The organism is Bacillus yapensis, assembly GCF_005280205.1.
GTDB classification, from domain to species: Bacteria; Bacillota; Bacilli; order Bacillales; family Cytobacillaceae; genus Robertmurraya; species Robertmurraya yapensis.
Genome location: NZ_SUND01000001.1, coordinates 335,835 through 347,710, shown reverse-complemented (window position 1 = coordinate 347,710; position 11,876 = coordinate 335,835). Strand labels below are relative to the sequence as shown.

Here is an 11,876-nt window from a genome sequence, read left to right as displayed (position 1 = left end):
CTTATTTCATTTCCATTTCCTTACGACCGGCGACCAGCACAACTGCTTTCTCCTCACCGATATTTTTCACTTTATGCGGAACGCACGTGTTACAGCAAAAAGAATCTCCTTCTTCTAATACCACGGATTCTTCTCCTTGTTCAGCAATGACTTTTCCCTGCAAGACCAAATGGCATTCTTGTCCTGCCTGTGCATCTGAATTTTCCATGGTCGCACCAGGTGGAAGCTCTAACATGTTCATTTTCAAACTGCCAATCGAACCGACGAGCTCTATTTTTGAATCCTTATCGAAGGATTGAGTTCTTTCATTTTTACGTACGACTTGTAGCTGCTCTTTTTTTTCTAACAACAAATACGGCAAAGGTACTTCCAAAAAATTGGCAATCGTTTGCAATGTGCTGATCGATGGAGAAGTGTTGTTGTTTTCCACATTGCTGATAAATCCCTTAGATAGTCCTGTTGCTTCACACATTTGCGCAATTGTAATTTTTTTTCTGTTTCGGATGGCGCGAATCTTCGACCCAATATCCACCTTAACACCCCCAACCGTTTCATAATAGAAAACTTAGTTCTATATTACCAAAAAAATGTTTGACATTCCATAGTGGATTTTGTTATCTTATACATATAAATTATTCATATTAAGAAACTAACTGTTCATCAAAAGTTTTTCTTAGTATGAGTTAAAATTCCATTATCTAATTTGTATGGAATTTTACCGAATAATTCATTCTAATAAAGTAAAACTGGTGGTGCAGTAACATGGGTTTCTTAGACAAACTTTTTAAGAAAACAACTAAGGAGGAAGAAGTAATGACTGAAAAACTAAACATCGGGATTATCTTAGGTAGTACACGTGACGGACGCGTAAGTCCACAAGTTGGAGAATGGGTAAAATCAATCGCTGACAAGCGTGGAGATGCAAATTATGAGATCGTTGATATCGCTGAATATAAATTACCTTTATTAGGTGAAGGTGAAGCACCAGGCGCAGCTGCTTGGAACGAAAAATTAGCTAGCCTAGATGGATTTGTATTCATCGTTCAGGAATACAACCACAGTATTACTGGAGCTCTTAAAAATGCTCTTGACTATGCTCGCGAAGCTTGGAACAACAAATCTGCTGGTATTGTCAGCTATGGTTCAACTGGTGGAGCTCGTGCAGCAGAACACCTACGTGGCATCATGGGAGAATTAATGATTGCGGACGTTCGTACACATCCAACATTATCTTTATTCACTGACTTTGAAAACTTCTCAACTTTCAAGCCGCAGGATATGCACTTAGATAACGTAAACTTAATGCTTGACCAAGTTAACGCTTGGGGTAAAGCTTTAAAAACAATTCGCTAAAAAGAGAAAAGGTTAATCATGCCGCAAATGGCTGATTAACCTTTTTTGCTTTAGAAAGCACCTGAACCTCCGCCACCGCCACCAACACCGCCGCCTCCACCAGTTGTACTTGATGTGGTGTTTACGGTAGATTGTATGGTCCGATCGGCTGATTGAAAATGAGAAGAGGCCAGTGGGCCAATAAGAAATAACGAATTGAAAACGATCCAATCGTCCTGATTGTGATGAGCAGGACGCTGGAATGATTGAATCAGCTCTTTGTTCCGAGCGATAACCTTTTTATCATTCATCCCGATTCCAAAAATATAGCCACGCATTTGCTCATCTGTAGATAAGTCTTCCCATTCCTTCGTCGAAAGGCTTTCTAATCGCTCCTTCATCAATCGCCAGCCGGTCATAATCTGTAGGCCTTCCGTTGTCTTTGGCCGATAAACGAGAGCTAAGATTATATAAGCCACAAATAATCCAAAGCATGCGAAGAACCACCCAAATAGTTCGTACACTAACACATAAATTCCAAAACCAAACAAGAGGATACCGAAAATGGCAAACAGCCAACGAAGCTTTCCGTTCTTTTCAAACAAACTTCTTTCTTTTACTTCTTGCTGGACAGCCTGCTGCCACTGCGTCATTTTCGTGTGGTATTTCTCATGATTACTCTTTCTTTTTGTGTAGGCTTTTAAATCCGAAAAACTAAATTCTCCGCCAGAACCAATTTCGTCAAATAGAAATTCGAGTAGCATTTGCTCATGTTCTAAGGCACGAGCCGAGCTTACGAATCGAAAACGGTCATCCTCTAACTTTTTAACATAACCTTTTCGCACCAAATCAAGGAGTGCAGCTGCTATCGCATCAGCAGGAAGAAGGCCCTTAATAAAATAGAGTGTTGCCGGCATGCTCAATTCTTCCTTCGGAATGAGAGAAGATTGCCCGCTTCTTCGTTCGACCTCTAATTCTCTTGCCTTTGCTCGCATGTAAGCCACAATTCCAAACAGCAACAGGATCCCCGTAAATACCATGACTACGACGAAAGAAACGCCACCAAGAGTTTCTCTCATTTCTGCACGTGCAGCGGCTTTTTCATAAAGCTCCTGTCTGTCCTGTAATATCGAATCCTTCATATTTTTATCGGCAGCAATATTCGCGCTAGGAAAAAGGGTAGCGTCGTATGCGACACGTATATCTCCATTTTCACCTTCTGGAACTTCACCTAGTTGAAAAATCACTGAACCGTCGTTTTGGACCATCTCTGTATCAAAGGCTTCATCTTCCCCATAGGCAATCACATCGGAAGTCTCGCTAGGTGGATGAACAACGATGGTCATATTTCCATAGGGGGATTCATTCCGGTCATCGAAAAATGGCCAATAAAATTCCGCTACATCGGCGTATTTATCGATCCCGTTTTTGATTGTATACGCTAGATCAACGGTAATTAATTCATCTTCGCCTTTACGATAAATCTTGTATAAATCGTCTTCTTTTTCCACTTTCAACGATTTCCCGTTCTCACTTGCCTTGAGCTTTGAAATACTCGTACCTTTTTTCGGAATAATTTCTCTAGTAATCCCGTTAAAATCTCCATCAAAGGAGTACGTATGGGTTTCCTGAACTTCGACGTTCCCATTCTCTTGTAAAAAAGCATCGATTCTCACTTGGGTGATCGAAAAGTCAGCAGCCAAGCTCGTGATTGGAAACAAGAATACGACAGTCAAAAGACTAACGAAAATTGCGGAAAAAATTTTTCTATGCACCATGAACACCTCTCTTTAATCGATATACGGAATTTTGTAAAAAAGGTTTCAATATTTAGGAATAATTTCCTGTTGAAATCGCTCGTTTTCTGTCGATATACAGTAAAACACAACTATTTTACTAAAGAAAGAGGCAAGAAGGTATATGAAAAAATTCATTCCTAAATTTAGAATGAGCTTAGCGGTGAAGTTATATGTTACTTTTGCAATTATGCTAGTAATCCCTACGTTTATTGTCAGTTTTTTTGCTTTTTCAAGCGCGGAAAAAGAGTTAGGAAATGAATTATTAGAAGGGGCAAAGAGTAGCGTTTCATTATTGAACTCGAATCTTGATCATACATTTGCTCCTAAAGTACATGATGCGAACTTTTTTTCAGAAACCATTACTTCTGATACTTATGGAGATGGAAGTGAGAGTTCTGCAATTGTACAAAAGCTAAAGCAGTACATTGGGCTTCATCCAGAAGTTCAAACTGTTTATGTTGGGACATCCGATGGACGGATGATTACATATCCAGAGCTCGAATTGCCTGCAGACTTTGATCCAACAGGTCGTCAGTGGTTTACGGATGCTGAATCAAAAAAAGGCCAAGCAATCGTAAGCAGTCCCTATGTGGATGCAGGTACTGGTGATATGGTTGTGACCGTTTCACAGTCGATCGGTGATGGATCGGGTGTATTCGGGATCGATTTGAACATCACGGAGCTTCAGGAAGTGACGAAAGATGTTGTTATTGGTAAAAAAGGTTATGCGATTTTACTCGATCAAAATAAAAACTATGTTGTTGCTCCAAATGTAGAAGTTGGTGCACCAGCGGAAGAAAAGTTTTTTGACAATCTTTATAAGGAAGAGTCAGGGGACTTTAGCTATTCGTTCAAAGGTGACGAAAAAGAAATGGCCTTTGTTACGAATGAAATTACCGGTTGGAAAATTGGAGGAACTTTCTTTACTCAGGAAGTAAGGGAAACTGCTCAACCGATTATCACGACAAACCTGATTGTTATGGGAATTTCCTTTTTAATCGGAGCAATCATTGTGATCTTGCTTGTCCGTTCGATTAAGAAACGATTAAATGGTTTGCAGCAGACTGCTAAAGAAATTGGCGAAGGTGATCTTACGAAAACAATCGATTCTAGCGCAAAGGATGAGATTGGCCAGTTAAGTCGTTCCTTTAGTGAGATGCAAGGGAATCTTCGCGATCTATTAAGTAAGATTCAAGACAATTCTGTTCAACTTGCGGCGTCATCAGATGAATTAACGGCAAGTGCTGAGCAAACTAGCCAAGCAACGGAGCAGGTAGCATCTGCAATTGTAGAGGTAGCAAGTGGTGCAGAAAAACAAACGCATAGTATTGATGAGTCAGTAGCGGCCATCAATGAAGTCTCTCAAGGTTCGATGCTGATTGCCAAAAGTGCACTTGTTGTGACCGATTTAACAAAGGAAACAACAGACAAGGCAGAAGAAGGCGGTCAATCGGTGAGCAAAACGGTAAGCCAAATGGAATCTATTTCTTTATCTGTCCAAGAGTCGAACGAAATTATTCAACTATTAGCGAAACGTTCAAATGAAATTGGCTCCATTCTTGAAGTCATTACGGGAATCTCGGATGAAACGAATCTGCTTGCCTTAAATGCAGCGATTGAAGCAGCACGTGCTGGCGAGGCTGGAAAAGGATTTGCAGTCGTGGCTGATTCGGTAAGAAAATTAGCGGAGCAATCTCAGGCTTCAGCAAAGCAAATTGCTGAAATCATTCAGGCGATTCAAAAGGATACTGTTGCAACAGTGAAGAAGATGAATCAAGTTACTAATGATGTGAATGACGGTCTTGATGTATCGAAAGAAGCCATTCGTCGATTCAATGAGATTTTAATAAGTATGAGAGACATTATTCCGCAAATGGAGAACATTTCTTCAACGGCTCAGCAAATGTCTGCGGGCTTACAGGAAGTAGACGTTACGGTTATGGAAATTGCTGATACCGCGAAAAGCAATGCAGCGACTTCGGAGGAAGTGGCAGCATCAACCGAAGAACAACTGGCATCGATGGAGGAAATCTCTCTATCTGCCAAATCTTTAGCAGAAATGGCTGACGATCTACAAAGCCTGATTAAGAAATATAAATTTTAAAAATGACAATAGAGTAGCTTTGAAGGCTGCTCTATTTTTTTATAAGAAAGGTGTGAATTTGAGGTATAGCGAGCATTAAAATATCCCCTTTGGCATTGTTAAATAATGGTATAATTGTCGCATGGAAAGGTCTGAGGAGGGAACAACTTGAAAGAAAGGTATTTGTGGATCGGATTGTTGCTCGTGGTCCTTAGTTGGGGTGGGAATTACCTGTATTTCGAATCTAAGCAACTTGATGAACCGATATTTATGAAACATTTTTATGAACAAGCACTGCCTATTCGAAACGAAGATGAGGAAGTAACGGATACGAACTATTATGAATCAGAAGGGATTCAGCTAACTTTTTACTATTTAACGAATAAATATGACAATGTTGATGTAGTTGACGTCTATATTGATGGTGCGGAAGTGTATGTGGATTCTGGCGGCTTTGACTACGAATTCTTTGGGACCAGTGAACCAATCCATCATGTAGAGCAGGAATTCCGTCATTATTATCTAAAGTCTGTTACCGTGGGGATTCACCCGGAGGCTTTCGCGACGGGGATGCCAGGGGATAGATGGACATTTGAAAATATGGAAGTGTATTTTGATAATCAAGAAATGATGACTGCGAATATTGGGAAAGTTGCTTTGCTTATAAATGATTCTACTCCTGAAATTCTCGAACAACGGATGGGTTCAGGTAGCAATGATGGTCAAAGCAAGAGTGTATTTGTTAGTTTAAAGCCATTGACTGTAGAAGACATTTCAGTGCCTTTCGCGAATGAAATATCAGATGTTTTCAAAGCAAAGGTAGATATTGACGATATAGAGTTGCGGAAGGAACTTGAGGATGGGGAGGATATACCGAGTGGGTTTGAGGAACAGTCAGTAGACTGGGAAAATACTCCGGGCATATTGCTTAAGAATGTAGAATTTCCATTTAAGATGGAGACAGATGAAAGATTAAGTTTGAATGTGTTCCTAAATCCGAATCGTACTAGTTTTCTTGAGTTAGCTTCTAAAATAACTGGAACAACGGAATCTGGGGAGTCGTTTGTTAGCTATGCGGGTATTATCGATCATCCTTATGTAACTCAGCGCGCTATAGAACAGTTGATCGCTGAGAAAGAGGGTGAAAAAGAATGATGCAATCTTCTTTTCGAAAAATCTTCTGGGGTCTATTGCTTATATTGTTGGAGATTCATATTGTTGTGATTGATATTTTGCCTGACCCACTTGGGTATTTTCTTGTTTTTTCAGGAGTTAGCGCACTGGAAGTGGAGAAGAATGCTTTAGGTGACAGATATAAGGTAAAAACAATGGCACTGGCTCTTTTGTTCATATCGATTCCTACTATTTTTGTCCAGAATACACCAGATGAAGTTGTCTCACCTTATTCAATATGGCCTACATATATGACGGGTCTAGGTATCTTAAAGCTTGTATTAGTATTTTACCTTTTAAAGTTTATGACGGGAATAGCTCAGGAATGGGGAGAAGCAGAACTAGTCAAGCGAGCCGAGCAAACTGGCAAAGTATACATAACAGCTACATTAATAGTAATACTAATTCAGTCTTTTTTAGTAAATCTGGCGGAGGGATGGGCGACTGGGTTAAGTGTGGTCACTATTATTGTCAGTTTAATTATGGAAGTCACTCTTCTCATATTAGTTCATAAGTTTGGGAAAGTGCCTCCTGATACTGGTCAGGCAAACTAGAAAATGTTTATTGAGAGAGTGAAGTTGATTTAGCTATATGAGCTTGATTTGGTGGAAAACATCGCGAAAAGTATAGAATTTCGGACGTTTTTTTATGATGTTAGGATGAACTTTTCATGCGGACATCTTTCGCTGGCTTCTAGCAATAGTTATCTTCATGAAAGCTCCATGCGGTCACTAGTTGAGTAATTTCATAGAACAGTTTTTTATGAGCCAATCATATGGTCGATATTAATAATAGTTTTTTTTCTATCAAAATAGTTTCCACTACATACATATTGTTTACAATTTTTCGGAAATGTATTTAATCAAGTAGTCGTAACAGGTATAATGGAATTATCACAATATTACTAAATTACTGTGAATATAGTAGGATTCAATGCAAAGGGGAAAGCAAGGAGGAGAACTTTATGAATCAGTATACTTCCACAGGTATTCAAGGACTTGACTTTCTACTTAATGGTGGTTTTCCAACAGGAGCTACGATTTTACTAGAAGGATTGCCTGGAACAGGGAAGACGAATTTAAGTATGCAGTTTCTCTATAATGGTGCTGTTCAATACGATGAACCAGGATTGTATATTACATTTGAAGAACTTCCTGGTCAATTATATAAAGAAATGAAGGCGTTTGGATGGGATATTCCAGCGTTAGAACGCGAAAATAAAATGAGAGTTCTATGTGTCTCTCCACAAGTGCTACTTGAGCAAATGGAAACACAGAACGGCTTATTCGAGCAAATTATCAATGAGATTGGCTGTAAGCGAGTAGCGATCGACAGCATTAGCCTTTTCCAAATCGGAGACGAAAGTGTCGAGACGAAGCGAAAAACAATCTATAAACTTCGCAATATATTAAGAAAGTTCAACCTGACATCCTTGCTTATTCAAGAGCAAACAGCAGCACAAGATTCAGAAATTTCATATATTAATTATGTTGTTGATGGAGTTATTCGTTTGGCGCTCAAGGATTACAAGGAGCATTATCGAAAGCGTACATTAGAAGTGTTAAAAATGAGAGGTCGAAAAATCGTCGAAGGGGAGCATATTTATCGCATCACCGATCATGGAATTCATTTACTACCAGCCTTCTCTATGGTTGAAGATAAGGCTCATTTGTACAATGCGACTGCTATTACGACAGGAATTCCAAGGCTAGATCAGTTGCTAGATGGGGGAATCCCAGAAGGCTCCGCGTTTATTTTAGATACAAACAGTAAAGCCAATTATAAATATTTGGCGGTCTCGATTGCGGCAAATCGCCTTTTGGCTGGAGAAAACTTGATTATTCTTCTATCAAGTCTCTCTACGATTAATGACTTAGAGTTTCTTTATGGACTGTATGGCGTCAATTTAAAGGAATATGTGGCGAAGAGGAAAGTTTTCTTTATCGAACATTATCGACGTCCGATTCCACCAGGCTTTGAAGAGGCTATCATCGATGTTTCGGATCTGAAGAACGAAGAGTATCGGCAGGCAACCCAAACAGTTCTTTTACCATATATTCAGTCAAGTGTAGAAAGAAATGAGAAATGGTTTGTCTACTATGATTTAAATACGATTGTCTCTCAGAGGGGCAAGGATTTCTTGCAAACCTACTTTACGGAAGAAATTTCGAAATTGAATGCGTCAGGTTTTAGTGTCCTAGCTTTATCCAATTTTACCGAATTAGGGCCAGAATTATCGAGTTTCATTGAGCGTACTTCAAATGGAGTGATCAAAACATGGGTGGAAGGAAGCTATCAATATGTTCAGCTATTAAAATCACCTATGGGCAAAATGTCCATTCCATTGCTTGTTGAGAATATAAATACAAAGCCATATATTAATCTGATATAGGAGGGGGGACACAAATGTTACAGCTTAATCCCCTAAAAGTAGAGTGTACTCTTTTCTTCGAAGAAAATCCTTATACGTTTGAAACGGCAGAAGGATTAGCCTCTAGGCTTGGAAGAAAAACAACGGAATTAGCAATGATTTTAGAACACTTAGTAACAGTCTCCATTCTAGAAAAAATCGGCGATGGCGAGCAGGCAATTTATCGGTATTTGCAACCAGACACGTTTCAATTTCAGAGAGAAGCGATATGGGACTAAATAAAACGTTCCAAAACCTTCAAAATGGACATGCTCAACTGCTGGATATGATGATATTAATGGTCGATGAAAATCGACTGCCACAGACCGAGGTTTCGTATCCGAAATGGCCGTTTGAGGACGCGCTATTTAGGCAAATCATTGAGCTCATTCCAAGCCCATCAAAGATAAAGAATGCTGTTTTTGTTGATACTATCCCAGGATTAAAGGCATTAATCACTCCTGTTGTCACAGGTTCGTCCAAGCCTTTTTATTTAATAGGCGGTGTCCTCGTGGAGGAAGGGACGGTAGAGATTGTAAAAAAATATCTTCTGGAACATCCTGAAGGTGTCCATTTTGTGGACCATTTGGAGATGTTTCCAATTGTTTCAAAGGAAGAAAAAGAGGAAATCCTATCTGCCTTCCAACAATTTTCTGAATCTATTCAATCAATCTATCAATCACAACAACGTGTCGATGTTTATCAAAGGAAAACGGCGAAAACGGAATGGGTTGCTGAACAAATTTCGAATGAACGTCTTAATCTAGAATTACTCTTGCATCAATTTAAGGAGCTACGTGCAGAGCTTGACTTTATTGGTCTAGCTGTACAAAAAGAACATGAAAAATATGTTATCCAACATTTTCTTGATTCTAGTCATGCAGCTGTTAAGGGAAAAGAAATTACATTAGGGGAAGGATTTCTTGGCCAGGTGATCGTGACCGAAGAATATTCCTATTGGACGAACATTCAAGAAGATCCGCGTCTGTTACCGTATAAGGAGTGCGGTCTTTTTCCAAGGAGCTTGTTTTGTCAGCCGATTAAGATCGGGGGCCAGATGAATGCGCTGTTGTTCGGGGGAAGTGAAAAGGAAGAGGCGCAGTTTGATGTGACAGATATCCGACACTTGGCCTCTCTGATTGGAATTTTTCTAAACCAACAAACCTTGAAAGATAGCCTTAATAATCATCTTCTACAGCTATCAACCTTAAACGAAATTTTCAGCGCGATGACCAATGTGGAGAATATGAAGAGAGTTCTCTATATTTTAATTGATATGGGAATGAATATTCTGTCAGGATCTTTTGCCTGCGTACTTTATAAGGACATGCAAGAGGAAAGTAAATTATCTATTCTATCTCGAGGAATGAAAAATGAATTTTTGAATCATTATGGAAGAGATTTAGGAAAAAGATACTTCGGTCGTGAAAATGTAGAAGGGGCTAACGGGGTTTTTTATCAACACGAAAATGGCAGCCTAGTCTATGAGATGCCGATTACATTTCGGAACCAAGTATTCGGGGTCCTCAGCATCGGCGTTCAAAATGAGGAGGAAGTGATACCGTATATCCCATTCCTATCGAGTATTGGTATTGCCGGTGGGATATCCATTTCCTTGTTGGAAAAAGAACATGCGCCACAATCGGATGAGAAGATGATCCGTGTCCTTACGAAATTATTAGAAAAGCAGCAACCAGCAAAGTATGAACAAAGTATGCAGGCAATAGAATTGGTGGGCGGATTCGGTCAGCAAATGGGCTTGGCTGCTGAACAAATCCATGCCATTAAAAATGCCATTGTGTTGTCCTCTTATGAGGAAGAGATTTGGCACGATTCTATCGTTGAAAAAGAAACGAAAGATCTCATGGAGCAATATTATCGTGCGGATGAAGTAGACCATGTTGCGCATAAGATTCTATTAATTCTCCTTCATCATACAGGTGTGAAGCTTGATCCTCGTATGAAAGATGATCTACTTTTACATAAATTCGAGGAGTGGGAATCAAGGAGTCATATGGTTGAGATGGTTATTCCTTTAGAGGAGCAGGTCGCAGCTGGTCTTGAGGAAGAAGAGATAAAAGAAAAACTGAATCTATCAAATCGCGAAATGGAAGTATTGGCTCAGGTCCTAAATGGCTTGAACAATCGTGATATTGCCCAGTCACTTTTTATCAGTGACCATACGGTGAAAAATCATATGACGAATATCTTGCAAAAGCTTGGTGTCACTGACCGTGCACAAGCCATTGCGAAAGTGTATCAAATGGGGTACACCCCAAAATAGAAGACTGTCCTTGAGATTAATCTCGGCAGTCTTCTTTTTTTGATCCTATAGGAGTCTATTCCTATTTCAATCAAAAGGAAGTAGGGGGGATAGTTTTCAGCCCGTATCTCTAGCAAAATGGAGGCACAGCTTAAGAAAATACTGAAGCAAGAAGATAAGGGGGGCAAGATGAAAAATCCATGGTTGATGTGTTTGTGTGTCCTCTATATTCAAAAGGGATTGGATCCACATACTCTGAGTGAGAGATATGGTGTGGCAGATGCTCAAATTAGTCAACAACTAAACCTTTTAATCGAGATTAAAGTGGTATCCAAAATAAGTATTGAGTATCACTACATCTGTCCAGGAGAGCTTTCTATCAAAATAGGAGTGTAGTCCTAAAATCTGCGATTTCTAAGAAATGGGAATAGGCGGGGATTATCAAAACGTTGTTCATTCCCCAAAATGAAGATAACAAAAACAGGTGATTTTCAGGAGGGGAACGGATATGAATAAATTAAATGAAGGAAAACGGATTCTACAAGAAATCTCAGTAAAAAAAAGAAAACTAGTTGAGGTGGCAACGGAAAAAGGATTGCATAGCTCAGAGACAATCCTATGTAGCCAGGAACTAGATGAGCTAATTAATGATTTTTATCGATGTATACGAACTGGATATGAACTCCAAAATAGCCGCTAATAATATCGCTTTCAATATTTGTATTATTAAAACTTCTTAAAATAGCGAATTTTTCATATATCATAGAGTTAAGACTCAAGGAAATGACATTTTTTCCAATAGATTACCTTTTTGAG

At 39.3% G+C, this 11,876-nt stretch carries 11 protein-coding genes and 1 pseudogene; 10 read left to right on the top strand and 2 right to left on the bottom strand.

The features are described from left to right. Position 1: 1 nt before the first annotated feature. Positions 2-532: a helix-turn-helix domain-containing protein gene (locus tag FAR12_RS01695; protein ID WP_126405511.1), complete on the bottom strand. Its 531-nt coding sequence runs from the start codon at positions 530-532 to the stop codon at positions 2-4. 230 nt (positions 533-762) lie between these two features. Between FAR12_RS01695 and FAR12_RS01690 the strand changes: the two genes are divergently transcribed. Continuing rightward, complete coding sequence (locus FAR12_RS01690; protein WP_126405509.1) at positions 763-1,353, top strand: NADPH-dependent FMN reductase; 591 nt, start codon at positions 763-765, stop codon at positions 1,351-1,353. A gap of 50 nt (positions 1,354-1,403) precedes the next feature. Here FAR12_RS01690 and FAR12_RS01685 read toward each other — a convergent pair whose 3' ends face one another. Then, complete coding sequence (locus FAR12_RS01685) at positions 1,404-3,107, bottom strand: DUF2207 domain-containing protein (RefSeq protein WP_170972048.1); 1,704 nt, start codon at positions 3,105-3,107, stop codon at positions 1,404-1,406. 145 nt (positions 3,108-3,252) lie between these two features. Between FAR12_RS01685 and FAR12_RS24130 the strand changes: the two are divergent. The 9 genes and pseudogenes from FAR12_RS24130 to FAR12_RS01645 form a co-directional block, all read left to right on the top strand. Next, positions 3,253-4,296: pseudogene (locus FAR12_RS24130) on the top strand (cache domain-containing protein); the annotation flags it as partial. Next, on the top strand, positions 4,288-5,235 hold the full coding sequence (locus FAR12_RS24125) for a methyl-accepting chemotaxis protein (protein ID WP_425456129.1): 948 nt from the start codon (positions 4,288-4,290) through the stop codon (positions 5,233-5,235). The pseudogene FAR12_RS24130 and the gene FAR12_RS24125, both read left to right, overlap by 9 nt. 147 nt (positions 5,236-5,382) lie before the next feature. After that, entirely contained in the window at positions 5,383-6,369 is a 987-nt protein-coding gene (locus FAR12_RS01675) for a hypothetical protein (RefSeq protein WP_126405504.1), read from the top strand. Then, positions 6,366-6,941, top strand: a complete 576-nt coding sequence (locus FAR12_RS01670) for a hypothetical protein (protein WP_126405502.1) — start codon at positions 6,366-6,368, stop codon at positions 6,939-6,941. The genes FAR12_RS01675 and FAR12_RS01670 overlap by 4 nt, the downstream gene beginning before the upstream one ends. 410 nt (positions 6,942-7,351) lie before the next feature. Then, positions 7,352-8,779, top strand: a complete 1,428-nt coding sequence (locus FAR12_RS01665; RefSeq protein WP_126405500.1) for an ATPase domain-containing protein — start codon at positions 7,352-7,354, stop codon at positions 8,777-8,779. A gap of 14 nt (positions 8,780-8,793) precedes the next feature. Then, positions 8,794-9,036, top strand: a complete 243-nt coding sequence (locus tag FAR12_RS01660; protein ID WP_126405498.1) for a hypothetical protein — start codon at positions 8,794-8,796, stop codon at positions 9,034-9,036. After that, positions 9,027-11,081 carry a LuxR C-terminal-related transcriptional regulator gene (locus FAR12_RS23730; RefSeq protein WP_246010271.1) on the top strand — a complete coding sequence of 685 codons (2,055 nt, stop codon included), beginning with the start codon at positions 9,027-9,029 and terminating at the stop codon, positions 11,079-11,081. The genes FAR12_RS01660 and FAR12_RS23730 overlap by 10 nt, the downstream gene beginning before the upstream one ends. 168 nt (positions 11,082-11,249) lie before the next feature. Continuing rightward, positions 11,250-11,456 carry a hypothetical protein gene (locus FAR12_RS01650; protein WP_126405497.1) on the top strand — a complete coding sequence of 69 codons (207 nt, stop codon included), beginning with the start codon at positions 11,250-11,252 and terminating at the stop codon, positions 11,454-11,456. A 112-nt stretch (positions 11,457-11,568) separates the two neighbouring features. After that, entirely contained in the window at positions 11,569-11,760 is a 192-nt protein-coding gene (locus FAR12_RS01645) for an aspartyl-phosphate phosphatase Spo0E family protein (protein ID WP_126405495.1), read from the top strand. The last annotated feature ends 116 nt before the right edge of the window (positions 11,761-11,876 follow it).

Bases quoted from the DNA above. Each gene is read 5' to 3' on its own strand.
- FAR12_RS01660 (WP_126405498.1), top strand. From the start codon at position 8,794: ATGTTACAGCTTAATCCCCTAAAAGTAGAGTGTACTCTTTTCTTCGAA.
- FAR12_RS01690 (WP_126405509.1), top strand. From the start codon at position 763: ATGGGTTTCTTAGACAAACTTTTTAAGAAAACAACTAAGGAGGAAGAA.
- FAR12_RS24125 (WP_425456129.1), top strand. From the start codon at position 4,288: ATGCAAGGGAATCTTCGCGATCTATTAAGTAAGATTCAAGACAATTCT.
- FAR12_RS01665 (WP_126405500.1), top strand. From the start codon at position 7,352: ATGAATCAGTATACTTCCACAGGTATTCAAGGACTTGACTTTCTACTT.
- FAR12_RS01650 (WP_126405497.1), top strand. From the start codon at position 11,250: ATGAAAAATCCATGGTTGATGTGTTTGTGTGTCCTCTATATTCAAAAG.
- FAR12_RS01670 (WP_126405502.1), top strand. From the start codon at position 6,366: ATGATGCAATCTTCTTTTCGAAAAATCTTCTGGGGTCTATTGCTTATA.
- FAR12_RS23730 (WP_246010271.1), top strand. From the start codon at position 9,027: ATGGGACTAAATAAAACGTTCCAAAACCTTCAAAATGGACATGCTCAA.
- FAR12_RS01645 (WP_126405495.1), top strand. From the start codon at position 11,569: ATGAATAAATTAAATGAAGGAAAACGGATTCTACAAGAAATCTCAGTA.